At 69.8% G+C, this 26,993-nt stretch carries 21 protein-coding genes; 11 read left to right on the top strand and 10 right to left on the bottom strand.

Translation table 11 applies throughout. From position 1 onward, the window contains the following. Positions 1–6 precede the first annotated feature (6 nt). From OHA17_RS12685 to OHA17_RS12645, 9 genes are all read left to right on the top strand, one after another. On the top strand, positions 7–978 hold the full coding sequence (locus OHA17_RS12685; RefSeq protein ID WP_406506682.1) for a tetratricopeptide repeat protein: 972 nt from the start codon (positions 7–9) through the stop codon (positions 976–978). A gap of 644 nt (positions 979–1,622) precedes the next feature. Then, positions 1,623–2,264, top strand: a complete 642-nt coding sequence (locus tag OHA17_RS12680) for a DUF6230 family protein (RefSeq protein ID WP_398879292.1) — start codon at positions 1,623–1,625, stop codon at positions 2,262–2,264. Between the two features lie 96 nt (positions 2,265–2,360). Continuing rightward, a complete protein-coding gene (locus tag OHA17_RS12675; protein WP_406506680.1) occupies positions 2,361–2,909 on the top strand; it encodes a DUF6114 domain-containing protein in 549 nt (182 codons plus the stop codon). Beyond that, on the top strand, positions 2,899–4,218 hold the full coding sequence (locus OHA17_RS12670) for a hypothetical protein (RefSeq protein ID WP_406506678.1): 1,320 nt from the start codon (positions 2,899–2,901) through the stop codon (positions 4,216–4,218). The genes OHA17_RS12675 and OHA17_RS12670 overlap by 11 nt, the downstream gene beginning before the upstream one ends. Positions 4,219–4,419: 201 nt before the next feature. Continuing rightward, positions 4,420–4,779 carry a hypothetical protein gene (locus tag OHA17_RS12665; protein WP_344376672.1) on the top strand — a complete coding sequence of 120 codons (360 nt, stop codon included), beginning with the start codon at positions 4,420–4,422 and terminating at the stop codon, positions 4,777–4,779. Further along, positions 4,776–9,059: a DUF6531 domain-containing protein gene (locus OHA17_RS12660; protein ID WP_406506676.1), complete on the top strand. Its 4,284-nt coding sequence runs from the start codon at positions 4,776–4,778 to the stop codon at positions 9,057–9,059. Before OHA17_RS12665 ends, OHA17_RS12660 begins: the two co-directional genes overlap by 4 nt. Next, on the top strand, positions 9,056–9,529 hold the full coding sequence (locus tag OHA17_RS12655) for a hypothetical protein (protein WP_406506674.1): 474 nt from the start codon (positions 9,056–9,058) through the stop codon (positions 9,527–9,529). Before OHA17_RS12660 ends, OHA17_RS12655 begins: the two co-directional genes overlap by 4 nt. Then, positions 9,526–9,825 carry a hypothetical protein gene (locus OHA17_RS12650; RefSeq protein ID WP_406506672.1) on the top strand — a complete coding sequence of 100 codons (300 nt, stop codon included), beginning with the start codon at positions 9,526–9,528 and terminating at the stop codon, positions 9,823–9,825. The genes OHA17_RS12655 and OHA17_RS12650 overlap by 4 nt, the downstream gene beginning before the upstream one ends. A 254-nt stretch (positions 9,826–10,079) precedes the next feature. Further along, positions 10,080–11,546: a hypothetical protein gene (locus OHA17_RS12645; protein WP_406506670.1), complete on the top strand. Its 1,467-nt coding sequence runs from the start codon at positions 10,080–10,082 to the stop codon at positions 11,544–11,546. On the opposite strand, the gene OHA17_RS12640 is transcribed toward OHA17_RS12645, so the two are convergent. From OHA17_RS12640 to pta, 4 genes are all read right to left on the bottom strand, one after another. Next, positions 11,525–12,766, bottom strand: a complete 1,242-nt coding sequence (locus OHA17_RS12640; RefSeq protein ID WP_406506668.1) for a D-alanyl-D-alanine carboxypeptidase family protein — start codon at positions 12,764–12,766, stop codon at positions 11,525–11,527. The genes OHA17_RS12645 and OHA17_RS12640 overlap by 22 nt on opposite strands. 218 nt (positions 12,767–12,984) lie before the next feature. Further along, on the bottom strand, positions 12,985–14,415 hold the full coding sequence (gene pyk / locus OHA17_RS12635; protein ID WP_406506666.1) for a pyruvate kinase: 1,431 nt from the start codon (positions 14,413–14,415) through the stop codon (positions 12,985–12,987). A 106-nt stretch (positions 14,416–14,521) separates the two neighbouring features. Continuing rightward, positions 14,522–15,751 (bottom strand): acetate kinase, encoded by a 1,230-nt coding sequence (locus tag OHA17_RS12630; RefSeq protein ID WP_406506664.1) that lies wholly within the window; start codon positions 15,749–15,751, stop codon positions 14,522–14,524. Further along, positions 15,748–17,835, bottom strand: a complete 2,088-nt coding sequence (gene pta / locus OHA17_RS12625; protein WP_406506662.1) for a phosphate acetyltransferase — start codon at positions 17,833–17,835, stop codon at positions 15,748–15,750. Before pta ends, OHA17_RS12630 begins: the two co-directional genes overlap by 4 nt. A gap of 256 nt (positions 17,836–18,091) precedes the next feature. Between pta and OHA17_RS12620 the strand changes: the two genes are divergently transcribed. Beyond that, positions 18,092–19,117 (top strand): ATP-dependent 6-phosphofructokinase, encoded by a 1,026-nt coding sequence (locus tag OHA17_RS12620; RefSeq protein WP_189963778.1) that lies wholly within the window; start codon positions 18,092–18,094, stop codon positions 19,115–19,117. Positions 19,118–19,185: 68 nt separating this feature from the next. Here the strand turns inward: OHA17_RS12620 and OHA17_RS12615 are convergent, their stop codons facing one another. From OHA17_RS12615 to OHA17_RS12590, 6 genes are all read right to left on the bottom strand, one after another. Further along, positions 19,186–19,854: a helix-turn-helix domain-containing protein gene (locus OHA17_RS12615; protein ID WP_398879307.1), complete on the bottom strand. Its 669-nt coding sequence runs from the start codon at positions 19,852–19,854 to the stop codon at positions 19,186–19,188. A 130-nt stretch (positions 19,855–19,984) separates the two neighbouring features. Then, positions 19,985–20,824 carry a carbohydrate ABC transporter permease gene (locus tag OHA17_RS12610; RefSeq protein ID WP_406506659.1) on the bottom strand — a complete coding sequence of 280 codons (840 nt, stop codon included), beginning with the start codon at positions 20,822–20,824 and terminating at the stop codon, positions 19,985–19,987. Continuing rightward, a complete protein-coding gene (locus OHA17_RS12605) occupies positions 20,821–21,717 on the bottom strand; it encodes a carbohydrate ABC transporter permease (protein ID WP_406506657.1) in 897 nt (298 codons plus the stop codon). The genes OHA17_RS12610 and OHA17_RS12605 overlap by 4 nt, the downstream gene beginning before the upstream one ends. Next, positions 21,714–23,084, bottom strand: a complete 1,371-nt coding sequence (locus OHA17_RS12600; protein WP_406506655.1) for an extracellular solute-binding protein — start codon at positions 23,082–23,084, stop codon at positions 21,714–21,716. Before OHA17_RS12600 ends, OHA17_RS12605 begins: the two co-directional genes overlap by 4 nt. A 121-nt stretch (positions 23,085–23,205) precedes the next feature. After that, positions 23,206–23,892 (bottom strand): response regulator, encoded by a 687-nt coding sequence (locus OHA17_RS12595; protein ID WP_406506653.1) that lies wholly within the window; start codon positions 23,890–23,892, stop codon positions 23,206–23,208. Next, positions 23,889–25,487, bottom strand: coding sequence for an ATP-binding protein (locus OHA17_RS12590; RefSeq protein ID WP_406506651.1), 1,599 nt, complete (start codon positions 25,485–25,487; stop codon positions 23,889–23,891). Before OHA17_RS12590 ends, OHA17_RS12595 begins: the two co-directional genes overlap by 4 nt. Before the next feature lie 147 nt (positions 25,488–25,634). Here OHA17_RS12590 and OHA17_RS12585 point away from each other — a divergent pair, with 147 nt between their 5' ends. Then, positions 25,635–26,987, top strand: a complete 1,353-nt coding sequence (locus tag OHA17_RS12585) for a cation:dicarboxylate symporter family transporter (protein WP_406510698.1) — start codon at positions 25,635–25,637, stop codon at positions 26,985–26,987. Positions 26,988–26,993 lie beyond the last annotated feature (6 nt).

Here is a 26,993-nt window from a genome sequence, read left to right as displayed (position 1 = left end):
GTACGCATGCAGCCTAGGAACATGTCCATGAGCGGCGTCGTCGACCTCGCCGCGGTGAAGGCGGCCGGTGAGGCCAAGAGCAAGGCGGAGCAGGCGCGAGCCGAGGCAGCCCGCCAGGGCGGGGTCCCGGCGGTCGCGCCGTCCGCCCTCGTCATCGATGTCGACGAGGCCTCCTTCGAACGCGATGTCCTGACGCGCTCCTCCGAGGTGCCGGTCGTCATCGACTTCTGGGCCGAGTGGTGCGAGCCCTGCAAGCAGCTCGGCCCGCTGCTCGAACGCCTCGCCGTCGAGTACAACGGCCGTTTCCTCCTTGCCAAGATCGACGTCGACGCCAACCAGATGCTGATGCAGCAGTTCGGGATCCAGGGGATCCCGGCGGTCTTCGCGGTGGTCGCCGGCCAGGCGCTGCCGCTCTTCCAGGGCGCGGCTCCCGAGGCGCAGATCCGCGAGACGCTCGACCAGCTGGTGCAGGTCGCGGAGGAGCGCTTCGGCCTGACCGGCATCGCGGTCGACCCGGACGTGGCGGCCCCCGCGGCCGAACCGGCGCAGGCCCCGGCGGGCCCGTACGACGCACTGCTCGAAGCCGCCGTGGTCGCCCTGGACTCGGGCGATCTGGGCGGCGCGGTCCAGGCGTACCGGAACGTGCTGAGCGACGACCCGGGCAACCCCGAGGCGAAGCTCGGCCTGGCGCAGGCGGAACTGCTCCAGCGCGTCCAGTCGCTCGACCCCCAGCAGGTCCGCAAGGAGGCCGCCGAGAAGCCCGCCGACGTGGCGGCGCAGATCGCGGCGGCCGACCTCGATCTGGTCGGCGGTCATGTCGAGGACGCCTTCGGACGGCTCGTCGAGACCGTGCGGCGCACGTTCGGTGACGACCGCGACGCGGCCCGGGTCCGGCTCCTTGAGCTCTTCGAGGTGATCGGCGGGGACGACCCGCGCGTCACGGCGGCGCGAACCGCGCTGGCGAGGGTGCTCTTCTGAGCCACCCGTGGACGCCTTCGGGCGTTCATGAACCTGTCACCGAATGAGTGCCGAGCGCGGTACGCGACGGACGATTTGGCGACAGAGAGACAAGAGGCGGCCGCGTTTTGCCAAAACTTGGTAAACGCGGCCGCTGTTACTTGCAGTAAGTTGAGCCGCTTCTTACGTCCGCATTTCAGCGGCGATTTCCTCTTCTGTCCGGTCACTCGGCGGCACCCTGCGTGCCCGGCCGATGCCGACCGGTCGCGCTTCGGTTATCGGGCCGTTACTGGCTAGTAACGATCCCCCTTGTGTCGCGGCCCCGAATGCACCACGATCGGCCACGCTCGGTCCAATAACGCACCAGCCCGACAGCCACTCGGCGCTGCCGCCCATTTGGGTCCCCACCGGGCCGGCCGGTGGCAGTGGCACCGGCCGTGGACAGGGGGGTCTCTGCTCTCCGGCAGGGCCTGTCCAGCAGGTTGCGCGAACGCGTGGCCAGTGGTTGTCGCTCGGGGGTGATCGCCGGTGTCGGACGAAGTGCGCGAGTCGTACGCGGTCGACCTCCCGTGCGCTCCCCTTCCCGAGGACGTAGCACTTCTCCCATCCCGTGACAGCCCTTGAGGGTCCGTCCCGGAGATGTACGTCCGAGAAGGAGGAAAGTCATGGAGTCCCAAGTACGTGGCGGGACCAGATGGAAGCGGTTCGCGCTGGTCATGGTGCCGAGCGTGGCCGCGACGGCCGCGATAGGCGTCGGCCTGGCACAGGGTGCGCTCGCCGCCTCGTTCAGCGTGTCCGGCCAGGAGTTCAAGGTCCGGGCGGACAAGCTCGTCGGTCACAACCTGATCCAGTACGGATCGATCGCGACCGGCAAGGACCTGAACGGCAAGGACGCCGCACACCCCGTCGTGGTGTCCGGCTTCAGTGACGCGACGATCAGCAACATGTGCCAGTCGGTCGTGACCCCGGACGTGCCGTTCTTCGGCAGCATCACGCTGCAGCTGAACGCCGGTACCCAGGCCGACAAGCCCGTCGAGGCGACGAACCTCTACCTCGATGTCGCCGAGCTCGACACCGACGCGGAGTTCAAGAACATCGACATCGGCGTGGCCGCCGGAGACCCGTCCAACAAGACGGGCATCCAGCCGAACGCCAAGCCCCAGGTGAACCCGTACGGATTCGCCCAGCGCGCGGACGTCGCGACGCTGTCGAACGTCAAGCAGAAGGCGTGGGCGACGACCGCCGGCACCTTCAAGCTCAGCGGTCTCAGCCTGCGGCTCTACCAGGGCAGCAAGGAGTGCTACTAAGCACCCCGCCTGACGGCCGGGGGTGCCCACGCACTCCCCGGCCGCCGGGACCCTCTCCTTTTTCACAGCAACAGCGGTTCCAGGGAGCTGTTTTCCATGAGCGCCGAGACCACGGGTTCCCGCGACTTCCAGTACTGGCGTCTTCGTTTCCGGGCCTGGCGGGGCAGTCGCCCGTTCTGGGCGGGTCTGTTCACGATGGCCGGCGGCGTGCCCATCGCGTACTTCCCGTACGCCAACATGCACCTCGGCAACGTCACGCTGGCCATGTCCACGACCGCCGGTGCCGGTTCGCTGATCATCGGCGTCCTGCTGGTCACGCTCGGTCTGACCATGTGGTTCCACAGCGTGGTGCGGACGTTCGCGGGTGTCGCGGCCATCCTGCTCGCGCTGATCTCCCTGCCCGTGGCCAATATCGGCGGCTTCGTCATCGGCTTCCTGCTCGCGATGCTCGGCGGCGCGCTCTCCGTGGCGTGGGTGCCCAGCAAGGCCAAGGGGCCGGCCGCGCCGGCCGCCGGTCCGGCGCCCGAGGGCCCCGCGCCCTCCGCGGGCGACGAGACCGTGCCCGGCCCGCGTGAAGGACAGCCGGGAACCGCCGCAACCGATACGACAGTTGACGCCAACGGCGGGAGGAACAGTGCGGGGTGACGAGACGCAGCTGGACTCGACCGGAGGCGGCGACCCGCGGGAAAGAAGAGGGCCGCGCCACGCGGCCCCGAGGAAGTCGCTCCTGACCAAGTGGCAGATGCCCGCGGGCAAGGCGATGGCGCTCGCCGCCATGCCCACGGCCGTCCTGGTCGGCATGAGCCTCACGCCCAAGCTCGCGATGGCCGACGACAAGACGGACATCCCGTTCGCCCCCGGCCCCTGTGTGACCCGCTCGGACAGCCCCTCGGGCTCGCCGAGCCCGTCGAGCAGCGCGTCGGGCAAGGCCTCGCCGAGTCCGTCGGCGGCGAAGTCGGACGACACGAAGTCGGACGACAACGCGTCGAAGTCCAAGACGCCCACGCCCACGGCCTCGGGTTCGGCCGGGGACACCGTCGACAAGCTCCTGAAGCCGGCCCAGCCCGCTGCCAAGCCGTCCGCGGCGGACGCTCCGGCGAAGACGGCCGCGACCCCGCCGCCCGCCAAGACGACCAACCCGCTCGACCCGCTGGGTCTGGGTGACGCGCTCAAGGGTCTGTTCGGCATCCACGACACGCCGAGCCCGGCGCCCACCGCGAGCACGTCGACGGCCCCCGCGCCGAAGCCGTCGGCGAGCACGGCCGCGCCCAAGCCGTCCACGAAGGCGTCCAAGCCCGCCACCACCGAGGGCAAGCCGGTCGACAAGACGGCGGACGCGATCAAGAAGGCGGCCGACGAGGCGGGCCAGAAGGTCGCCGAACTCCCGGACGCGGCAAAGGGGTTGGACCCCAAGAAGGACACCGCCATCCCCGACGGTGCCAAGCCCGCCTTCCCCTGCCCGACCGCCGACCCGAAGGCGCTCGCCGCGGCCAAGCAGGACAGCGGAGTCCCGACGCTGCCCACGCAGCCCTGGATCCTCAAGAGCTCGATGCTCACCCTGAGCGGTCTGAACTACGAGGGCATCGTCGAGGTCAAGGCCGGCGACACCACCAAGAAGGTCCTCAAGTTCACGGCCTCGTCCGTGGACATCAAGGACCTGGACCAGCAGGTGTACGGGCCCGAGGTGGGCGGCTCGCCCACCACCGCCCACGTCGTGGCCCGCTCCGGCTCGACCTCGACGATCCGCAACGGCACGGTGACGATGTACACGGAGGAGCTGAAGGGCAACCTCTTCGGCCTCATCCCGATCACCTTCAGCCCGGCCACCCCGCCGCCGCTGAACGTCCCGTTCGCCTTCTTCACCAATGTGACGGTCCGTCAGGCAGGCCAGTTCGGCGGCACCCTGACCGTCCCGGGCCTCCACAACTACGTCACGAACGGCAACCCGTCGTAGCCCTGGCCACCCCAAGTGCCCATCCGGGAGCCGCAGTTGAGCCGTGGCCCGCACCCCTCGGGGGTGCGGGCCACGGCTGTGTCATCGCTCGCCCAGCGGATCCATTGCTTCCATGTGGAGATTGATTGGGGTTCCCTTTACCTCTCGCTCCTAGGGTCGGGAAGGTTCGGGCGGGCAGCGGGGAAAGCGGGGGAGTGCCGGATGGGCGACGACGGCAAGGTTCTGGACATCAAGATCGCGGATGTGAAACTCACCGCGCCGGTCTTCCACGAGCAGGCCACGAACCTGAGCACGGCGCTGACCAACCTCGTTCACGCCCTCGACGGATTCGGCGCGCCGTGGGGCGACGACGACCAGGGCAAGGCGTTCCACGACGCGTACGCGCCCCAGCAGAAGGTCATCGAGCGGGCGGCGGGCACCCTGGTGCTAGGCCTGGTCAGCATTCATGAGGCGATGGTCGACATGTCCGACGGACACGTGGACAACGACCAGTTGATCGCCGGGATCTTCACGAAGATCAAGAAGCCGGTCGACGCCACGGACGGCGATGATTCCGAGTGAGTGTCGAGGACGAGGCCAAGAAGATCCTGCTCAAGCTGGGGATGTGGTGGCCGGACGCCAATTCCGGCACCCTACGGCACGCCGCCGACGCCTGGCGCACCTTCGCCGACGCGGTCGACGACGTACGGACGCCGGTGAACAACGCGGCGTCCGCTCTCATCCACAACAACAAGGGTGAGGCGATCGATGCGTTTGAGATCTTCTGGGGCCGGTACGCCAAGGACGGCAATGCGGGGTGGCTGAGCGACCTCTCCAAGTCGGCTCGCAAGATGGCGGAGGCGCTGGACAAGTTCGCCGACGCCGTCGATCACGCCATCCACAAGCTCTGGATTCAGATCGGGATCGATGCGGCCGTGATCGCGGGCGGCGTCGCCGTGGCCTTCCTCACCGCGGGCCTGGCCTCGGGTGCAGCGGCCGCTGCCGCCGATGCCATCATCGAACTCGGCAGCACTCTTGGTGTCGCGGTCTCCGCCACCGTCGCCGAAATCGCGGCAGGGACCCTGGTGGCCGCCGCCTTCGGCGGAATCGAATCGGTCACCGTCGACCTCGCGGTCGCCCAGCCCCTGAAGATCGCCACGGGCCAGCAGAAGGGCCTGAGCCTGGACGAGATCAACCAGGCCGCCAAGGACGGCATGATCTACGGCGGCGCGCTCGGTGCGGGCAGCGGCGTCCTGAAGGCCGGAGTCGAGGGAGCCTTCAGCAACCCGACCCCCTTCATGCTGCGCCCGCCTTCACTCCGTCCCGACCTGGTCGAACTGGGGCCCGCAGCCCGGCAGGCAGACCGCACCCCGTGCGTCGGCGAGCCCATCGACGTCGCCACCGGCGCGATGCTGATGACCCAGACCGACCTGAGCCTGCCCGGCGCGCTGCCCCTTGTCTTCACTCGCACCCACCTGTCCTCGTACCGAGCGGGTACGTGCTTCGGCCCGACGTGGATATCAAGCCTCGACGAGTGCCTTCAGATCGACGGCGAGGGAGTGGTGTTCGCCGCCGCCGACGGTATGCGCCTGGTGTACCCGGTGCCGAAGGCGGCCGAGCCGGTGCTGCCGGCCAAGGGCGCCCGCTGGCCGCTGGAATGGGACGGCAAGCCCGACGGTGTCATGACCGTGACCGACCCCGACACAGGGGTGGTCCGCAGCTTCGGCACACCGCTGCCCACCGACACCTTCGGAGTCTTCCGGCTGCCGGTGGACAGCTGGCAAGACCGTAACGGCGCGCGCATCGACATCGAACGCTCCGGGGAGGGCATACCCGTCGGCCTGCGCCACAGCGGCGGCTACTACCTCGCCGTGGACACGCGTGGTCGCCGCATCATGGCCCTGCGCCTCTTGGACGAAGCGCCGTCCGCCTACGAGGCACGGGATGTGCCGTCGGATGCCGGAACGGTGGTGATGACCTACGGCTACGACGAGGAGGGCAACCTCACCGAGGTGATCAACTCTTCGGGCGAGCCGCTGAAGTACGCGTACGACGATCAGGGCCGAATCACCAAGTGGACGGATCGCAACGGGACTTGGTTCTCGTACGTCTACGACCAACGCGGCCGAGTCGTGCGCACCGAGGGTGTTGACGGCATTCTGTCGGGCTCGCTGACGTACGACGAGACCGCCCGTACCACGACCTACACGGACTCCTTGAGCCGCCGCTCGACCCACCGCTACAACGCTGAGGGCCTGGTCGTCGAGGAGACCAGCCCGCTCGGCCACACCACCCGCACCGACTGGGACGAGCGCGGCGACAAGCCGCTGACGATCACGGACGCGCTGGGACGGACCACGCGTTACGTCTACGACGAGTCCGGCGCCCTCATCGAACTCACCCTGCCCGACCGGTCCGTCGCGCGGGCCGCCTACAACGCCCTCGGAAAGCCGGTCGAGGTCATCGACCCAGGTGGCGCCACCTGGCGCCACACGTACGACGCCGCCGGAAACCTGCTCACGACGACGGACCCACTCGGCGCCGAAACCCGTTGCGCCTACGACGAGTCCGGGCATCTGGTCGCCGTGACCGATGCCCTCGGCCACACCCGGACGGTCATACCGAACGCGGCCGGACTCCCGCTGGCGGTGACCGACGAGCTGGGCCACACCACGGCCGTGCGCCGTGACGCCTGGGGCCGGGTCGTGGAGGCGACCGACCCGATGGGCCACGTGGTCCGCATGGGCTGGACGGCCGAGGGCAAGCCGGGGTGGCACGAACACGCCGACGGCAGCCGGGAGTCGTGGACGTGGGACGGCGAGGGCAACCTCCTCACCCACACCGACGCAGTGGGTAACCTGACCAGCCACGAGGTGGGCCCCTTCGACGTACCGGCTACCCGCACCGACCCCGACGGCACGACCTACGCCTTCGCCTACGACACCGAGCTCCGCCTGACCGAAGTCACGAACCCGCAGGGCCTGACCTGGTCGTACGCCTATGACGAGGCGGGTCGGCTGGTCGCCGAGAGGGACTTCAACGGCCGCAGTTTGTCCTACGCGCACGATGCGACGGGCGCCCTGGTGTCCCGCACGAACGGGGCGGGCGAGGCGCTGCGGTTCAGCCGGGACGCGATGGGACGCGTCACGGAGCAGCGGTCGGACGAGGGCGAGGTGACCTCGTACGAGTACGACGCGACGGGTGAGCTCGTCCGCGCGGTCAACGCGGACGCCGATGTGGTCACCCGGCGCGATGCGCTCGGCCGTGAACTCGCCGAGACCGTCAACGGCCGAACGACGGCCTTCGCATATGACCCGCTGGGGCGGCGCGTCCGCCGGGTCACCCCCTCGGGCCTGGTGTCCGAGTGGGCCTGCGATGCGGCTGGACGCCCCACACAACTACGCTCGAAACACGGCGAGTTGGCTTTTTCCTACGACGCCTCGGGGCGCGAGAACGAACGCCGCATAGGCAGCGATGTGGTGCTCCACCAGATCTGGGATGCGACCGACCGGCTCACAGTCCAGTCTCTGCAGACGGGAGGTGTCGAGGCTGACCGCCTCCTCCAACACCGTGCGTACACCTACCGTGCGGACGGCTACCTGACCGAGATCCGCGAACTCACCTCGGGAACCCGGAAGCTCGACGTGGACGCCATGGGTCGAGTCACAGGCGTCCGAGCCCATGGCTGGGCCGAGACGTACGCGTACGACACGATGGGCAACCTGTCGCACGCAACCGCCCCCGCCCACGAGTCCGCCGGCGGCCGCGAGTTCGGCGGCACCCTCATACGCCGAGCCGGCCGCACGACGTACGAGCACGACGCACAGGGCCGCCTGATCCGCAGGATCCGCAAGCTTCTCAACGGACAGCGGCGGACATGGACGTACTCCTGGAACGCCGAGGACCGCCTGACGGAGGCCGCCACGCCCGGCGGCGCACGTTGGCGGTACATGTACGACCCTCTCGGACGCCGCATCTCGAAGCACCGGGTGGCAGAGGACGGCTCGACCATCGAGCGCACGCAGTTCACCTGGGACGACACCCGGCTCGCCGAACAGAGCACGCCCGACGGCAGGTTCACCACCTGGGACTATGAGCCGGGCACCCACCGCCCTCTCACCCAGACCGACCACAAGCCGACACTCCGAGAGGCGGGAGTGTCCTTCCTCTCGACGCTGGCCGATGACTCGGCGGTGGGCTGTGCGACCCGATTCCACGCGATCATTACCGACGCTGTCGGCACTCCGGCTGAATTGGTGTCGCCTGAGGGCAGGTTGTCCTGGCAGCGCCGCACGAGTGTGTGGGGAACGCATCTTCCGTCTCCTGCGGATGCCGCTGAGATCGACTGCCCCCTGCGCTTTCCCGGCCAGTTCGACGACCCTGAAACGGGCCTGAGCTACAACTATTTCAGGCATTACGACCCCGAAACCGCTCGGTACGCCAGCCCGGATCCACTCGGTTTGGAGCCGGCCCCCAATCACCATGCCTATGTGGCGGACCCGCTCGGTTGGAGCGACCCGCTCGGACTTGCTGCACGGGGTCCGAAGGATCCTCTGGACCTCGGAGCGGGCTACCGAGGCCGGTTGGACATGTGGCAGGAGGGCACGAAGGGAACCGATTTCGAGGTCCACGTATACGATAAATCCGGTCGCGAGGTCGGTATTTTCGGCAGCGACGGATGGTTCAACAAGCACGGTACGACGGCGGCAGATGTCCAGGTGCCGGCCAGTGTGGAGAATGCGCTCAAGGGGCGAGCCATCGACACTCTGAGAAAGACCGGTCGAATTGGGCCGAAGGGCACCGAGGACATCAGTGGAGAAAAATGGCAGAGGCCTCGCCTCGCAGCAGAAGGATGCAAATGAAATTCGTGAAGGCTGATTGGGACCCCGAACTGAACGGATTCTTCCTGGATTCGACTGCCTACTTGGCCGAGTTGCCCCGGATCCAGGAGGAGCTGCCTCCAGGTGCGAGGGCGTTCGCGTCCGACGCCGGGCACTACAGCATGGGGAGCAGCCGTTGTGTGAAGGATCTGGAGCTGGCTGGCATCCATGTGGCGACGGACAAGAGTGGAACGCTCACCCTCGAATTCACCGGCAATCAGTGGAAGCATGAAGCGGGTCTTAGTATTCGGTACGCGAAGGTTGCTCACTTCTCGATCGACTACGAGCATTCGATCGACTGGATGCAGGCGGATACCGTCCTGCTCGATGAAATCCTCCCGGACAATGGAGGATGCATCCACGAAATCGCATTGACCGATGCGGCGATCACTGTCCGATGTGAGGATCTGGACGCTGTTTGGGGTGCCGGCGGCGACAGGGGAACGTCGTGATCCAGGGAGCCACCCTTTCCCTAGGGTCAAACGGGCCGTCGCCCGTGATCGTCGGGATTTTTGTGGTCGGCGGGCTTGCCGCGCTGTGGTGTGGTGTGAATTGGGCGTTCAATGTACGAGGGATCGCGGTGCGGCGGGCCGAGGCCATTCGGCAGCGGCATGCCATGCAGCTTGGCGGGGTGTCCTCGGGGACGATGTGGGCCCAGCCTTGGTACCACCGCCTCCTCGGTGCTGTCCTCACCGCTGCCGGGTTGGTCCTCGTGATCGCCGGTTATGCGCTGTGGCACCTCAGTTGAGGGTGCCAATAGAAGGCCGTGACGGCAGTTTGTTCCTGCCCCCGTCTACGACGGCAAGCGGTCACCCGGCCCTCGGCCGGGCCCAATTCCTCGCGGGAGCCGAGGCCTCCCGGCACTCCAAGTAGGGACCTTCGGCGGGGTGACAGGGGGCGGGGGTGGTCGAGACTCGGGAGCAGGAACCTACGGCCCCGTAGGTTGCGTACCCCGGACACCTCGTACGGCCCCGACGTGCCGCCCCGACGAACGGATCCAGCATGCCCACACCCCGCCGCACCCACCCCCCGCTCATCCAGGGCGGCATGGGCGTAGCCGTGTCCGGGTGGCGGCTTGCGCGGGCTGTGGCGGGGGGTGGGCAGCTCGGGGTGGTGTCGGGGACCGCGCTCGATGGCGTGCTCGCGCGCAGGCTCCAGCTCGGGGATCCCGGCGGGCACATGCGGCGGGCGCTCGCCGCGTTCCCCGTGCCGCAGGCAGCCGCGTACGTCGTCGACCGGTACTTCGTCGAGGGCGGGCTCGCGCCCGGCGAGCGGATGCGGGCCATGGCCCGGCTGCGGGTCGACCGGGGCGAGCACGCCGAACTCCTCACCGTGCTCGGCAACTTCGTCGAGGTGTGGCTCGCCAAGGAGGGCCACGACGGGCCCGTCGGGGTCAACTACCTCGCGAAGATCCAGCTCGCCACGGCGCCCGCCCTGTTCGGCGCGATGCTCGCCGGGGTCGACCACGTTCTGGTCGGCGCCGGGATCCCCGGGCAGATCCCCGCCCTCGCGTCCCGACTCGCCCGCGCGGAGCCCGTCACCACCCTGGTCGGTGTGGATGGGGGCGAGGAAGCGCTTCCGTTTACCTTCGATCCGCGGGGTGGGCTCATGGCCCAACTCCCGGAACAGGCGCTCCAGTTGAAGCGTCCCGACGTGCTTGCCATCGTCTCGCTGCCTGTCCTCGCCTCCTACCTCGTGCGGGATCCGGCGACCCGGCCCGACGGGTTCGTCATCGAGACGCACCTGGCCGGCGGGCACAGTGCCCCGCCGCGCGGGAAGCTCTCGCTGGATGCGGGGGGCGAGCCCGTGTACGGGCCGCGCGATCATCCCGACCTCGCCAAGGTCGCGGCCCTCGGCATCCCGTTCTGGCTCGCGGGCGGAGCCGCGCATCCCGAGCGGCTGGCCGGGGCGCGGGCGCTCGGGGCCGTCGGGGTGCAGCTCGGCAGCGTGTTCGCGCTCTGCGAGGAGTCGGGCCTGCGGGACGATCTGCGAACCGAGTTGAGGGGGCGGGCCCGGGCCGGGACGCTGCGGGTGCGCAACGACCCGCGTGCCTCGCCGACGGCCTTCCCGTTCAAGGTGGCCGAGCTTCCCGGGACCCTGTCGGAGGAGTCGGTACGGGCGGCCAGGCGGCCCGTGTGCGACCTCGGCTATCTGCGCACGCCGGCCCGCGCGACGAGCGGGGAGCTCGTCTACCGCTGTGCCGCTGAGCCGATCGCCGCGTACGTACGCAAGGGCGGTGACGCCGTGGACACCGCCGGGCGGGTGTGTCTGTGCAACGGGCTGCTCGCGACCGTGGGGCTCGGGCAGCGCAGGCCCCGCGGGGTGAGCGAGCCGCCCGTCGTCACCATCGGGCAGGACCTCGGGTTCCTCGACGACATCAGCCCGGACGGCCGCCCGTACACGGCCGCCCAGGTCATCGACTGGATGCTGGGCGCGGGGACCCCGGCTCAGATCACCGCGTCGGTCTGAGACCTCGCCTTCCTGCGGCGGGTCAGGAACAGGACGCCCGCGCCGCCCGCCACGACCACGGCCGCGCCGATGCCGGTCCAGCCGAGCGCGCCGAGGCCCGAGTCGGACGAGCCGGCCGCGGCGCCGGTCGCCGAGCCGCCCTTGCCGTCGGCCGGGGCGGACGGCAGGGCCTGGTCGAGGGTGCCGACCGGGGTGGCCCTGCCGACCGCCGTGAAGCCCCAGTCCAGGAGCTGGCGCATCTCGGTGTAGACCTCGTCGCGCTTGTTCTCCTGCGGGTTCATCACCGTCACCACCAGGGTGTGGCCGTCGCGCTGGGCCGCCTCGGCCAGGGTGTTGCCCGCGTTGGTGGTGTAGCCGTTCTTGCCGCCGATCAGGCCGGGGTACTTGGCGACGCCCTCGATGCCGGACAGCAGGCGGTTGGTGTTGGAGATCCCGAACGGCTTGCCCTTGGTGTTGGGGCCGCCGGGGAAGTCGGCCGAGGCCGTGCCGCAGTACTCCTTGAAGTCCTTGTTCTTCAGGCCCGAGCGCAGGAACAGGGCCAGGTCGTACGCCGATGAGACCTGGCCCGGGGCGTCGTAGCCGTCCGGGCTCAGTACGTGGGTGTCCTTGGCGCCGAGGCCCTCGGCCTTCTTCTGCATGTCGGCGACGGTCTTGTCCACGCCGCCGTGCATCGCGGCGAGGACGTGCACCGCGTCGTTGCCCGAGCGCAGGAACACCCCGCGCCACAGGTCGGGCACCTTGTACGTCTGGCCGGGCACGATGCCGACCGCGCTGCTGCCGTCGCCCATGCCCTTGAGGTCCTCGTCGCTGACCTTGCGGCTCGCGTCGTGCGGCACCCCGGGCAGCACGGTGTCCGCGAAGAGCATCTTCAGGGTGCTGGCCGGGGGGAGCGGCCAGTGCGCGTTCTTCGCCGCGAGGACCTGGCCGGTGTCGGCGTCCGCCACGACCCAGGAGAGCGCGGAGAGGCCGGGGGGCAAGGCCGGTGCGCCCGCGCCCACTTGATCACCCGGCTTGCCCAACTGCGCGCCGCCCGCCTGCGACATGCCGGCCGGCGGCTCCTTCTTCGCCTCGCCGCCGGGTGCCCCCGGCGTCGCCGACTTGGGCGGCTTCGCGGGGTGACCGCTCGCCACGGCCGGACCGACGGCGGTGCCCGCGGTGACCGCGGTGGCGGTGAGCGCCACGAGTGCGCGCCGGACCTGCGGCGATATGGGAAGACGCATGCACGAGAACGTACCCCAGGAGTTGTCACGGAATTGACTCGTCCGCCCGTGGAATTTGCCACGCCTTGTTCATGGAACGGACAAGCGCGCCAGCCCGTCCGGTCCCGGACACACGGGTGTGGCCCGCACGCCGGATCCGTGCGGCTCGGCGCGGGTACGCCGGAGGGCGGCACCCGTACGCGACGGGATGCCGCCCTCCAAGGACGTACGGCCGACGGCTATTCCTTCTCGCCGCCGCCCAGGTGGTGCACCCGGACCATGTTGGTGGTGCCGGGGATGCCGGGGGGCGAACCGGCCGTGATGACCATGGTGTCGCCCTTGTTGTAGCGCTTCAGCTTGAGCAGCTCGGCGTCGACCAGGTCGACCATCGCGTCGGTGGAGTCCACGTGCGGGACGACGTGGGTCTCGACGCCCCAGCTCAGCGCGAGCTGGTTGCGGGTGCTCGGGTCCGTGGTGAACGCGAGGATCGGCTGGCAGGTGCGGTAGCGGGACAGGCGGCGGGCCGTGTCGCCGGACTTGGTGAACGCGACCAGCGCCTTGCCGTCCAGGAAGTCCGCGATCTCGCAGGCGGCGCGGGCCACCGAACCGCCCTGCGTGCGCGGCTTCTTGCCCGGCACCAGCGGCTGGAGGCCCTTGGACAGGAGCTCCTCCTCGGCCGCCTCGACGATCTTCGACATCGTCTTGACCGTCTCGATCGGGTACGCACCCACCGAGGACTCGGCGGACAGCATGACCGCGTCCGCGCCGTCCAGGATCGCGTTGGCGACGTCGGACGCCTCGGCGCGGGTCGGCCGCGAGTTGGTGATCATCGACTCCATCATCTGGGTCGCGACGATCACCGGCTTGGCGTTGCGGCGGCAGAGCTCCACGAGGCGCTTCTGCACCATCGGGACCTTCTCAAGCGGGTACTCGACGGCGAGGTCGCCACGGGCCACCATCACACCGTCGAAGGCGGCGACGACGCCCTCCATGTTGGCGACGGCCTGCGGCTTCTCGACCTTGGCGATGACCGGCACGCGGCGGCCGACCTCGTCCATGACCTTGTGGACGTCCTTGACGTCGTCGGCGTCGCGCACGAAGGAGAGCGCGACCAGGTCGCAGCCCATCCGCAGGGCGAACCGCAGGTCCTCGATGTCCTTCTCGGACAGCGCCGGGACGTTGACCGCCGCACCGGGCAGGTTGATGCCCTTGTGGTCGGAGATGACACCGCCCTCGATGACGATCGTCTTCACCCGGGGGCCGTCGACCGCGACGACCTTGAGCTCGACGTTGCCGTCGTTGATCAGAATCGGGTCGCCCTTGACGACGTCGCCCGGCAGGCCCTTGTAGGTGGTGCCGCAGATCGACTTGTCGCCCGGGACGTCCTCGGCGGTGATGGTGAACTCGTCACCCCGGACCAATTCGACCGGCCCCTCGGCGAATTTCGCCAGCCGGATCTTGGGGCCCTGGAGGTCGGCGAGCACGCCCACCGCGCGGCCCGTCTCCTCGGCGGCCTTGCGGACCCGGTCGTAACGGGCCTGGTGCTCGGCCTGGGAGCCGTGGCTGAAGTTGAAGCGGGCCACGCTCATGCCGGCCTCGATCAGAGCGACGAGCTGCTCATGAGAGTCGACGGCGGGGCCCAGTGTGCAGACGATTTTGGAACGGCGCATAAGGCGGATCCTATCGGTTTGTTTCGCTGCGGAATATTCCGTCTGGTGGAATGTACAAATGGGCGGGATGACGCTCAGGTGTCGTCCAGGCAAACCGGAAATCCGGTCAGGAATTCAGCGCCGGAGTCACCAGGGCATACGTCTGCTGGGCGATTTCCAGCTCCTCGTCCGTCGGCACCACGGCCACCGCGACCCGGGCGTACTCCGGGGAGATCAGCCTCGGCCGGTCGGACCGTACGGCGTTGAGCTCGCCGTCCACCGCCAGGCCCAGCTCCTCCAGACCGGCGACCGCGGCCTCGCGGACCGGGGCGGCGTTCTCGCCGACACCCGCCGTGAACGCGATCGCGTCGACCTTGCCGAGCACGGCGTAATAGGCGCCTATGTACTTCTTCAGCCGGTGAATGTAGATGTCGAAGGCGAGTTGTGCCTTCTCGTCGCCCTCGTCGCAGCGGCGACGGATCTCCCGCATGTCATTGTCACCGCACAGGCCCACCAGGCCGCTCTTCTTGTTGAGCAGCACGTCGATGTCGTCCACCGACATTCCGGCGACGCGCTTGAGATGGAAGGTGACCGCCGGGTCGATGTCACCGGAACGAGTGCCCATGACCAGGCCTTCGAGGGGGGTGAGCCCCATCGAGGTGTCGACGCACCTGCCGCCGCGCACCGCCGAGGCGGAGGCGCCGTTGCCCAGGTGCAGCACGATCACGTTCACGTCCTCGGGCGCCTTGCCGAGCAGCTTCGCCGTCTCCCGCGACACGTACGCGTGCGAGGTGCCGTGGAAGCCGTAGCGGCGGATGCGGTACTCGTCCGCCGTCGCCGCGTCGATCGCGTACCGGGCCGCGGACTCCGGCATCGTCGTGTGGAAGGCGGTGTCGAAGACGGCGACCTGGGGCAGGTCCGGGCGCAGCGCCTGGGCGGTGCGGATGCCGGTGATGTTCGCCGGGTTGTGCAGCGGGGCGACCGGCACCAGGCGCTCGATCTCCGCCATGACCTCGTCCGTGATCACGGTCGGCGCGCCGAACTTCAGCCCGCCGTGCACGACGCGGTGGCCGATGGCCGCCAACTCCGGGGAATCCAGGCCGAGTCCGTCGGCCGCGAGCTCCGCGGCGACCGCCTTGAGCGCCGCCGCGTGGTCGGCGATCGGGCCGTTCTGCTCGCGCGAGGCGCCACCGGTGGCCAACGGGGTGTGCTTGAGCCGCGAGGTCTCCTCGCCGATCCGCTCGACCAGGCCGACGGCGAGGCGCGAGGAGTCGAACATGTCGAGGAGCTGGTACTTCACCGACGAGGACCCGGAGTTGAGGACGAGGACGCGGGTGCCCTGGTTGGCGGTGGTCATGCGGAGGCCTCCTGCTCCTGCGCCTGGGCCTGGATGGCCGTGATGGCGACGGTGTTGACGATGTCCTGGACGAGGGCGCCGCGCGACAGGTCGTTGACCGGCTTGCGCAGACCCTGGAGCACCGGGCCCACGGCCACGGCGCCGGCCGAGCGCTGCACGGCCTTGTAGGTGTTGTTGCCGGTGTTGAGGTCCGGGAAGATCAGCACGGTCGCCTGCCCGGCCACCTCCGACTCCGGCAGCTTGGTCGCGGCGACCGACGGCTCGACGGCCGCGTCGTACTGGATCGGCCCCTCGATGCGCAGCTCGGGCTGGGCCTCGCGCACCAGCTTGGTGGCCTCGCGCACCTTGTCCACGTCGGCGCCCGAGCCCGAGGTGCCGGTCGAGTACGACAGCATCGCGATCCGCGGGTCCACGCCGAACTGCTGGGCGGTGGCGGCCGCCTGCACCGCGATGTCCGCGAGCTGCTCGGCGTTCGGGTCCGGGTTGACCGCGCAGTCGCCGTACACCAGCACCTTGTCGGCGAGGCACATGAAGAAGACGGACGAGACGATCGAGGCGTCCGGCTTGGTCTTGATGATCTCGAAGGCGGGGCGGATGGTCGCGGCGGTGGAGTGCACCGAGCCCGACACCATGCCGTCGGCCAGGCCCTCCTGGACCATCAGCGTGCCGAAGTAGTTCACGTCCGCGACCACGTCGTACGCCAGCTCCACGGTGACGCCCTTGTGGGCGCGCAGCTGGGCGTAGCGCTCGGCGAAGCGCTGGCGCAGCTCGGAGGTCTGCGGGTCGATGATCTGGCACTTGGTGACGTCGATGCCGAGGTCGGCGGCCTTCTTGCGGATCGCCTCGACGTCGCCGAGCAGCGTCAGCTCGCACACGTCCCGGCGAAGGAGCACGTCCGCCGCGCGCAGCACCCGGTCCTCGGTGCCCTCGGGCAGCACGACCCGGCGGCGGTTCGAGCGGGCCTGTTCCAGGAGCACGTGCTCGAACATCATCGGGGTGACCCGGCCGCTGCGGGCCACCGAGACCCGGCGCAGCAGGTCGGCGGTGTCGACGTGCCGCTCGAAGAGACCGAGCGCGGTCTCCGCCTTGCGGGGGGTCGCCGCGTTCAACTTCCCTTCCAGGGCGAAGAGTTCCTGCGCGGTGGGGAAGGAGCCGTGGCTGACCGCGACCACCGGGGTGCCCGGCGCGAGCCGGTCGGCGAGCGTCAGGATCGCCTCGCCGGGCCGCTCGTCGAGGGTGAGAAGGACGCCCGCGATCGGCGGGGTGCCGGCGCTGTGCGCGGCCAGCGAGCCGACGACCAGGTCGGCGCGGTCTCCCGGGGTCACGACCAGGCAGCCCGGGGTCAGGGCGTTCAGGAAGTTCGGCAGCATGGCGCCGCCGAAGACGAAGTCGAGGGCGTCGCGCGCGAGCCCCGCGTCGTCGCCGAGCAGCACCGTGCCGTCCAGGGCCGCGGTGATCTGGGCGACGGTGGGCGCCGAGAGCGCGGGCTCGTCCGGCAGGACGTAGCAGGGCACGGGGAGGCGGGCCTTCAGGCGCTCCTCGATCTCCTGGCGGTCGGCCGGGGCGACCCGGTTCACCACCATCGCGAGCACGTCGCAGCCGAGCCCGTCGTAGGCCCGGTGCGCGTTGCGCGCCTCGGCCCGTACGGACTCGGCGGTCTGGCCCTTGCCGCCGACCACGGGTATCACCGAGGCGCCGAACTCGTTGGCGAGCCGGGCGTTGAGCGCCAGCTCGTCGGGGAGCTGGGTGTCGGCGAAGTCGGTGCCGAGGACCAGGACGACCTCGTAGTCGCGGGCCACCTGGTGGAAGCGGTCGACGAGCCGCGAGACGAGTTCGTCGGTACCCTGCTCGGCCTGGAGCGCGGACGCCTCGTGGTAGTCCATCCCGTACACGGTGGCCGCGTCCTGCGCCAGCCGGTAGCGGGCGCGGAGCAGGTCGAACAGGCGGTCCGGTCCGTCGTGCACCAGGGGGCGGAAGACGCCGACCCGGTCCACCTGGCGGGTCAGGAGCTCCATGACTCCCAGCTCGATGACCTGGCGGCCGTCTCCCCGGTCGATCCCGGTCACGTACACGCTGCGCGTCACGCGTGCTCTCCTGTTCTGCGTTGCAGGAAATTGTCCATATAGGGCGGTCTTGCCCCCTTGACAATACCTCTGCGGATGGATAGGACGCCCGCCGGACGAAAGGCCCGGCGGGAGGGTCGGAAGACCCCCGGTCCATCATGGTCGGAGTAGCTGGATGGGCGGGTGGCCCAGGGTGCGTGGGACAATCTGAATTGCTCACGTTACGGGGGATTCGGGCGTGACGTCCCTGGACCAGCGAAGCAGGAGATTGACCACGATGCGCATCGGAGTTCTCACCGCAGGCGGCGACTGCCCCGGCCTGAACGCAGTGATCCGGTCGGTCGTGCACCGAGCCGTGGTCGGCCACGGCGACGAAGTCATCGGTTTCGAGGACGGGTTCAAGGGTCTGCTCGACGGTCACTTCCGGCCGCTCGACCTCAACGCGGTGAGTGGCATCCTGGCCCGCGGCGGCACCATCCTCGGCTCCGCCCGCCTGGAGCGCGACCGGCTGCGCGAAGCGTCCGAGAACTGCGCCGAGTTGGCGAAGCGTTACGGCATCGACGCGCTCATCCCGATCGGCGGCGAGGGCACGCTGACCGCGGCCCGCATGCTGTCCGACGCGGGGATGCCCGTCGTCGGCGTGCCCAAGACCATCGACAACGACATCTCCGCCACCGACCGCACCTTCGGCTTCGACACCGCCGTGGGCGTGGCGACCGAGGCCATCGACCGCCTCAAGACCACCGCCGAATCGCACCAGCGCGTCATGGTCGTCGAGGTCATGGGCCGGCACGCGGGCTGGATCGCGCTGGAGTCCGGCATGGCCGGCGGCGCCCACGGCATCTGCCTGCCCGAGCGGCTCTTCGAGGTCGACGACCTGGTCAAGATGGTCGAGGAGCGCTTCGCACGCGGCAAGAAGTTCGCCGTCATCTGCGTCGCCGAGGGCGCGCACCCCGCCGAGGGTTCGATGCCGTACGAGAAGGGCGCGATCGACCAGTACGGCCACGAGCGCTTCGCCGGCATCGGCAACCGGCTCGCCGTCGAACTGGAGCGGCGCCTGGGCAAGGAGGCCCGCCCGGTCATCCTCGGCCACGTCCAGCGCGGCGGCGTGCCGACCGCGTACGACCGCGTGCTCGCGACGCGCTTCGGCTGGCACGCGGTGGAGGCCGTGCACCGCGGCGACTTCGGCAACATGACCGCGCTGCGGGGCACGGACATCGTCATGGCCCCGCTGGCTCACGCCGTGACCACCCTCAAGACGGTCCCGGACAACCGGATGTACGAGGCGGAGTCCGTCTTCTAGCCGGACCCCGCAGGACCTCGGCCCTCAATGCCGGGGGTCGAAGGTCCCCGGGCCCGCCCCTGTGGCCCTTAGCCGTGAGCCAGTTCCCAGAAGCGGTCCACTATGCGGTCCAGGAAGGCTCGGCCCGCGTCGCCCGTGTCCGCGGCCGAGTTCCAGTTGAGCGTGCCGACCATCTTCTCCTGGTACTCGGTGTGCAACTGGTCGAGCACCTGCTCCAGCTGCTGCTTCGAGAGCGGGAGCAGCTTCGCCGTCGGCTTCACGTAGGCCTGCCAGCGGGTGGTGACCGCGCTGCGCAGGAGCTCCGAGAGGTCCGCGTTCTGGCCGGTGGCCGTCACGTAGTCGCGCAGCGGCAGCTGGAGCAGATCGGCAAGCGCCGCCGACTGGCGTTCGTTGCCGCGCCAGCGCCCCGCGTCCTCCATGCGTCGGTACGCCCCCGCGTCGAGACCGACCCGTCGGGCCATGTCGTCGATGGACAGGCCGCGCGCGAGGCGGTGCTCGCGCAGGGTCGAGGCGGCCGCCATGAGGTCGCCGGGGGAGCACCACAGGACGCCGGCGAGCGCGGTCAGCTCCCGCGCCTCGGGCGCCGCGAGCCCCCGCTCCCACGCCATCACGGTGTCGGGCGACACCAGGAGGCCGTACTGGGCGCGCATGCCGTAGGCGACGTGGCCGGGGGCCATGCCCAGGGCTTCCCGCAGTCGGCGGGCCGCGAGGGCATTGAAGGGTGGGGTGGGGTGCACGCGCACACCGTAGGACGGTAAGTGACATCTGACTACGGTGTGTTCCACCAAAGAAGGTGAATTGTAGGAAAGTACGGTTTTGATGCCGTCCGGGTTACCTAAGGGTTGGGTAAGCGTGTGCTCTCCAACGCTAACCCTTCACCGCGCCGGCCAGCGCGAAACCTCCTCCGAGCCGCCGCGCGATCAGGACGTACAGCAGGAGCACCGGTGCCGAGTAGAGGATCGAGAAGGCGGCGAGCTGGCCGTAGACCACCGAGCCGTAGTTCCCGAAGAACGTGAAGATGGAGACCGAGGCCGGCAGCTGGTCGGGGGAGAGCAGCAGCATGAAGGGGACGAAGAAGTTCCCCCACAGCATGATGAAGGTGTAGATCGTCACGACGGTCACGCCGGGGCCCATCAGCGGCAGCACCACCCGCACCAGCGTCTGCGGCATCGAGGCGCCGTCCGTCCAGGCGGCCTCCTCCAGGGTGATCGGCACCCCGTCCATGAAGTTCTTCATCAGCCAGATGGCGAACGGGAGTTGGGAGGTGGCGAGGAAGAGCGCCGTGCCGTACATCGTGTCGATGAGGTTCACCTGCACGAAGAGCCCGTACACCGGAACCATGATCGCCGTGATCGGCAGACATGTCGTGAACAGGATGGTCAGGAGGTACGGGCGGGCCAGGCGCGAGCGGTAGCGCGAGAGCGGGTACGCCGCGAGCGCCGCGCAGGCGACCGTGAGAAGGGTCGAACTCCCGCACAGGAGAAGGCTGTTGAGCATCGGATTGAACGTGATGTCCGGGGTCAGGACGGCCGAGAAGTTGTCCAGGGTGGCCGAGCCCGGGACCCGTACACGCAGATCGGCCTGGGTGTCCACGGAGGCGAGCAGCAGCCAGAGCAGCGGCACCGCGAAGGCCGCGGCCACCGCGAGCAGGGCCGCGTCGGCGGCGAGCCGCTGCCGGGTGCGGCGCCGCGATCGCCGGGCCCTCACGCGTCCACCTTCATCAGCCGCAGATAGACCACCGAGAACAGCGAGCCGACCAGGAGCAGCAGCAGGGCGACCGCCGTGCCGTAGCCGATCAGGCTCTTCAGGAACGCCTGGTCGTACATGAACACGGGCAGCGTCTGGCTGCGGTCGCCCGGGCCGCCGCGCGTCATCGCCCAGATGAGGCCGAACACGGAAAGGGTCTGGAGGGTGTTGAGCATCAGGTTGGTGCCGATCGAGCGGCGGATCATCGGCAGCGTGATGTGCCAGAACCGGCGCGCCCCGCTCGCCCCGTCGACCTCCGCGGCCTCCTCGATGTCCTTCGGGATCTCGGCGAGCGCGGCCGAGTAGATCAGCATCGAGAACGCGGTGCCGCGCCACACGTTCGCGAACGACACCGCCAGGATCGGCAGCGTGAACAGCCAGTTCTGGGTGGGCAGATGGAGCCAGGCGAGGATCGCGTTCAGGGTGCCCTCGCGCCGGAAGAAGGCGTACAGGAGGAAGGCCGCCACGATCTCCGGCAGCACCCAGGCGGTGATCACCAGCGCCCCGGTCACCGTCCGCACCGGGCGCGAGGCCCGCCGCATCAGCGCGGCGAGCGCCAGGCCCAGCGTGTTCTGGCCGACCAGCGAGGACAGGACGGTGAAGACGAGGGTGAGCCAGACCGCGTTGCGGAACGCGGGGTCGGCGAATGCCCGCCGGAAGTTCGCGAAGCCCACGAAGTCGACCGCCGAGGAGCCGGTCAGCTGCATGTCCGTGAACGCGATGTAGACGCAGTAGCCGATCGGCCCGGCCAGGAAAAGGAGCAGGAGCAGGGTCGCGGGCGCGATCGGCAGCCAGCGCACCGCGCGGGTCCGCCGCCTGCCCGTCACAGCCGCCGAGGCGCTCAACTGGCTCACCGGACAATCGACTTGAGCTGGTCGTCGTACGCCTTCGCGGCCGAGGCCGCCGAGCCGCCGGTCGTCACCGACTCCATCGCCTCGCCGATCGCCGTCGACACCTGCGGATAGACGGGCAGTGCGGGCCGGTAGTGCGTGAACGGGACCAGGCCCGTGAAGAAGGTGATGCCCGGCATGGAGTTCAGGTACGTCGGGTCGGCCGCCACGTCCCTGCGGACCGCGATCTGGGCGTCGGCGACGTCCCACTTCACCGCGTTCTCCTTCGTCTGCATCGTCTTGACGAAGTCGAAGGCGAGGTCGGGGTTGCCCGCCTTCGCGGGGATCGCCCAGGTCCAGCCGCCCGACATGGAGACCTTGCCCGGCGCCTGGCCGTGCTGCGTCGGCATCGGCGCCTGGCCCAGCGCGGTCGACCAGGACGGCCACTCCTTGGGGCCCTTGTTGATCCAGTTCTGGCCCAGCCAGGAGCCGTCGAGCGCGATCGCCAGCTTGCCGTTCGGCATCCAGTCCGTCGCCAGGTGCGTGCCCACATTGGGGTCGAGGGCGTCCGAGGGGTCCGGGCCGAGCTTCTCCGCGTACACCGTCCGTACGAAGTCGAGGGCGTCCTTGAAGCCCTGCGAGCCCGACACCCACTTCTTGGCGGCCGGGTCGTACAGCGGGCTCTGACCGGTCCCGTACAACAGCATCTCGAAGCCCTGCATGGCCGCTGCCTCGCCGGCCGCCTTGCCCGTGTAGACGTTGAGCGGGATGACGCCGGGGACCTTTCGCTTCACCGTGCGCGCCGCGTCGAGGACCTCCGCCCAGTTCTTGGGCTGCCAGTTCGCGGGCAGGCCCGCCTTCGCGAAGATCTCCTTGTTGAACCACAGGCCCCGGGTGTCCGTGCCGTCCGGCACCCCGTACGTCCTGCCGTCCTCGGCCTTGGCCGCCGCCTTCGCGGTGTCGACGAACTGGCCCCACATGTCCCACTGGGACAGATAGTCGTCGAGCGGGCGCAGATAGCCCGCCCCGATGTCGGAGTTGATGCGGAACGTGTCCTCGTACACCAGGTCCGGGGCGGTCTTCGGCGAGCGCATCATCTGCTGGACCTTGGCCGCGTAGTCGTTGTCGGCGGCCTGGATCGGCACCAGCTCGACCTTCTTGCCGGGGTGCGCCTGCTCGAACTGCTTCTTGACGTCCTCCAGGAACGCGTCCTTGAAGCGGATCTTGTTGTCGGTGGAGCGGTTGTACGCGATCCGCACGGTGTTCGCGTCGCTGCCCGAGCCGCTGCTGCAACTGGTGAGCGTTCCGGCGGCGAGCGCGGCGGCGAGGATCAGGGAGAGCCGGTGTCGGGTTCTGGATACGGAGTCTGTGGCGGGGGCGGTGGGGCGCACGGGCACGACCTCCTCTGGCCAGGCGTGCGGCCATGGCCACGGCCGCACTTGGCTGCCCGGTGAACGTAAGGGCGCCCGCAGGCAAGGTCAACCCCGCGCCCACCCCCGCCCGACAACCTTGTCAACTGCCGTCGCCGTGCGAGGAGTTGAGCCAGCGGTACTGCAACTCGGGGCGGCCGATCTGACCGTACTGCGGGGTGCGCTCGGCGCGGCCGGTGGTGACCAGGTGCTCCAGGTAGCGGCGCGCGGTGATCCGCGAGATGCCGACCGCGAGGCCGGTCTCGGCGGCCGTCACCCCTTCCGGCGCCTCGCGCAAGGTCCGCGTGACGGCCTGGAGGGTGGGCGCGCTCAGGCCCTTGGGGAGCGCGGAGGGCTGCGGGGCGCGCAGCGCGGCGAGCGCCCGGTCGACCTCTTCCTGCCCGCTCGCCTCCCCGGCCGTCGCCCGGAACTCCGCGTACCGCACGAGCCGGTCGCGCAGCGTGGGGAAGGTGAACGGCTTCAGTACGTACTGCACGACCCCGAGCGAGACGCCCTCGCGCACCATCGTCAGATCCCGGGCCGAGGTCACCGCGACCACATCGGCGCTGTGCCCGGCCGCCCGCAGCGACCGTACGAGCTGGAGGCCGTGGCCGTCCGGCAGGTACAGGTCGAGCAGCAGCAGGTCCACCTCGGTCCGCTCCAGGGCGCGCAGCGCCTCGGCCCGCGAGTGCGCGACCGCGACGGCGGTGAAGCCGGGCACCCGGCCGACGTAGAGCCGGTGCGCCTCGGCGGCGACGGGATCGTCCTCGACGACCAGCACCCTGATCATGCGCGCACTCCCTGCTCTATGGGCAGTCTTACGGTGAACTCGGCTCCCCCGTACGGACTTTGATCCAGTGCGATGGTGCCGCCGTGCCGGGCCGCCGCGAGCCGCACCAGCGCGAGGCCGAGGCCGCGCCCCGGGCTCTTCGTCGACCACCCCCGCTCGAACACGGCCTCGGCGGCGGCCGGGTCGATGCCGGGCCCGCTGTCCGCGACCCGCACCAGGAGCTGCCCGTCCTCGGTGGTGAGCGTGACGGCGACCTCGGCGGCCGCGCTGCCCTGCGCCGCGTCCACCGCGTTGTCGATCAGGTTGCCGAGGACGGTGACCAGGTCGCGGGCCGGCAGCGTGGCCGGAAGGAGGCCGTCGCCGATCGCGCTGCCCTCGGTGAGGACCAGCTCCACGCCTTGCTCGTTGGCCTGCGCCGCCTTGCCGAGCAGCAGCGCGGCGAGCACCGGTTCGCCGACCGCCGTGACCACCTGATCGGTGAGCGCCTGGGCCAGCTCCAGCTCGGCGGTGGCGAACTCGACGGCTTCCGGCACGCGGCCCAGCTCGATGAGCGAGACCACCGTGTGCAGCCGGTTCGCGGCCTCGTGGGCCTGCGCCCGCAGGGCCTGGGTGAAGCCGCGCTCGGAGTCCAACTCACCGGAAAGCGCCTGGAGTTCGGTGTGGTCGCGCAGGGTCACCACCGTGCCGCGCCGCCCGCCGGAGGAGACCGGCCGGGTGTTCAGGACCACGACCCGGTCGGCCGTCATGTGGACCTCGTCCACCCTCGGCTCGGAGGCGAGGAGCGCCCCGGTGAGCCGGGCGGGCAGGCCGATCCCGGCCACCGGGCGGCCCACCGCGTCCCCGCCGAGCCCGAGCAGCTCGCGCCCGCCGTCGTTGATCAGCGCGATCCGCCGCTCCCCGTCCAGCATGAGCAGCCCCTCGCGCACCGCGTGCAGGGTGGCCTGGTGGTAGTCGTGCATGCGGCTCAGCTCGGCGGCGTTCATGCCGTGCGTGTGGCGGCGCAGCCGCGCGTTGATCACGTACGTGCCGAGGCCGCCGAGCGCGAGCGCGCCGCCCGCCATGGCGACCAGCGCCACCAACTGCTTCCGCACCTGCTCGCTGATCCTGTCGATGGTGATGCCCGCGCTGACGAGCGCGGTGATCCGGCCATGATCATTCGGGTCGATGACCGGCGCCACGACCCGTACGGAAAGCCCGAGCACCCCCAAGTGCGTCTCGGCGAACGTCTTCCCGCGCAGCGCCGGGGCGGTGTCGCCGAGGTACTTCTTCCCGATCTCGCCCAGGACGGGATGCGTCCAGCGGGTCCCGTCCGGGGCCATGACCACGACGAAGTCGACGCCGGTCGTGGTGCGCAGCGTCTCGGCGTACGGCTGGAGGGCGGGCGTGGGGTTCTTGGTGCGGGCCGCCTCGACGACCGCCGGGGACGCGGCCACGGAGGTCGCGGTCGCGATCGCCTGGCGCCGCGCGGTCTCCTCGGCCTGGTGCCGGTCGGTGACGTACGAGAAGAGCGCGCACCCCGCCACGATCGCGGCGACCAGGACCACCTGCATGGCGAAGAGCTGGCCGGCGAGGGAGCGGGGTCCTGGGAGACGCATCCGGTAAGTGTGCTGGCTGGATCTGCATGAACGAAATGCACGTAAGGGTGACCGGCGTCACAGTGTGCTGGATAGTCGCGGGGATCGCTGAATCGGCCATCGGGACATGGCCGCCAGCCGCAACCGAGGAGGAACCCCGTGGACCCCGTGGCAGAGCCGCCCGCACGCCGGGAGCGCACCCACTATCTCTACCTGGCCGTGATCGGCGCGGTGATCCTCGGCATCGTCGTGGGCTTCGCGGCGCCGGGGGTCGCCGTCGAGCTGAAGCCGATCGGCACCGGGTTCGTGAACCTGATCAAGATGATGATCTCGCCCATCATCTTCTGCACGATCGTGCTCGGCGTCGGCTCGGTGCGAAAGGCCGCCAAGGTCGGCGCCGTGGGCGGCCTCGCGCTCGGCTACTTCCTCCTCATGTCGACGGTGGCGCTCGCCATCGGCCTCCTGGTCGGCAACGTCCTGGAGCCCGGCTCCGGTCTGCATCTGACCGAGGCCGCGCGGCACGCGGGTGCCAAGCAGGCCGCGGGCGCCAGCGAGTCGACGGCGGACTTCCTGCTCGGGATCATCCCCAAGACGATGGTGTCCGCGTTCACCGAGGGCCAGGTCCTCCAGACCCTCCTGATCGCTCTGCTCGCCGGCTTCGCCCTCCAGGCGCTCGGCTCGGCGGGACAGCCGGTACTGCGCGGCGTCGAGCACATCCAGCGGCTCGTCTTCCGCATCCTGGCGATGGTGATGTGGGTCGCGCCCATCGGCGCGTTCGGCGCGATCGCGGGGGTGGTCGGCGAGACCGGCGTGGACGCCCTGAAGGCCCTGGCGGTCATCATGATCGGCTTCTACGTCACCTGCGCCCTGTTCGTCTTCGTGGTCCTCGGCGCGATCCTGAAGCTGATGACCGGCGTGAACATCTTCAGCCTCCTGAAGTACCTGGCCAGGGAGTTCCTGCTGATCCTGTCCACGTCCTCCTCCGAGTCGGCGCTGCCGCGGCTCATCGCGAAGATGGAGCACCTGGGTGTGAGCCGCTCGGTGGCCGGCATCACCGTGCCGACCGGCTACTCGTTCAACCTGGACGGCACCGCGATCTACCTGACGATGTCGTCGCTGTTCATCGCGAACGCGATGGGCAAGCCGCTGGGCGCGAGCGAGCAGATCTCGCTGCTCCTCTTCATGATCATCGCCTCGAAGGGCGCGGCGGGCGTCACGGGCGCGGGCCTGGCGACCCTGGCGGGCGGGCTCCAGTCGCACCGCCCCGAACTGGTCGACGGGGTCGGCCTGATCGTCGGCATCGACCGCTTCATGAGCGAGGCGCGCGCACTGACCAACTTCGCGGGCAACGCGGTGGCGTGCGTGCTGGTCGGCACGTGGACGAAGGAGATCGACAAGACCCGGGTCGGGGAGGTCCTGGCGGGCCGCCTCCCGTTCGACGAGCGGATGCTGACGGTGGGGGAGCCGGAGGTCCCGGAGCAGCGCGAGGAAGACAAGTCGCCGTCTCCGGTGGCTACTTGAGAAGGG

It is taken from the genome of Streptomyces sp. NBC_00212, from assembly GCF_045206365.1.
Taxonomy (GTDB): domain Bacteria; phylum Actinomycetota; class Actinomycetes; order Streptomycetales; family Streptomycetaceae; genus Streptomyces.
This window is presented reverse-complemented; position numbering and strand designations above follow the sequence as displayed.

Excerpts from the sequence above, each read along its gene's own strand:
- OHA17_RS12685 (WP_406506682.1), top strand. The coding sequence starts at position 7 with ATGCAGCCTAGGAACATGTCCATGAGCGGCGTCGTCGACCTCGCCGCG.
- OHA17_RS12680 (WP_398879292.1), top strand. The coding sequence starts at position 1,623 with ATGGAGTCCCAAGTACGTGGCGGGACCAGATGGAAGCGGTTCGCGCTG.
- OHA17_RS12675 (WP_406506680.1), top strand. The coding sequence starts at position 2,361 with ATGAGCGCCGAGACCACGGGTTCCCGCGACTTCCAGTACTGGCGTCTT.
- OHA17_RS12665 (WP_344376672.1), top strand. The coding sequence starts at position 4,420 with ATGGGCGACGACGGCAAGGTTCTGGACATCAAGATCGCGGATGTGAAA.
- OHA17_RS12655 (WP_406506674.1), top strand. The coding sequence starts at position 9,056 with ATGAAATTCGTGAAGGCTGATTGGGACCCCGAACTGAACGGATTCTTC.
- OHA17_RS12645 (WP_406506670.1), top strand. The coding sequence starts at position 10,080 with ATGCCCACACCCCGCCGCACCCACCCCCCGCTCATCCAGGGCGGCATG.
- OHA17_RS12640 (WP_406506668.1), bottom strand. The coding sequence starts at position 12,766 with ATGCGTCTTCCCATATCGCCGCAGGTCCGGCGCGCACTCGTGGCGCTC.
- pyk (WP_406506666.1), bottom strand. The coding sequence starts at position 14,415 with ATGCGCCGTTCCAAAATCGTCTGCACACTGGGCCCCGCCGTCGACTCT.
- OHA17_RS12630 (WP_406506664.1), bottom strand. The coding sequence starts at position 15,751 with ATGACCACCGCCAACCAGGGCACCCGCGTCCTCGTCCTCAACTCCGGG.
- OHA17_RS12620 (WP_189963778.1), top strand. The coding sequence starts at position 18,092 with ATGCGCATCGGAGTTCTCACCGCAGGCGGCGACTGCCCCGGCCTGAAC.
- OHA17_RS12595 (WP_406506653.1), bottom strand. The coding sequence starts at position 23,892 with ATGATCAGGGTGCTGGTCGTCGAGGACGATCCCGTCGCCGCCGAGGCG.
- OHA17_RS12590 (WP_406506651.1), bottom strand. The coding sequence starts at position 25,487 with ATGCGTCTCCCAGGACCCCGCTCCCTCGCCGGCCAGCTCTTCGCCATG.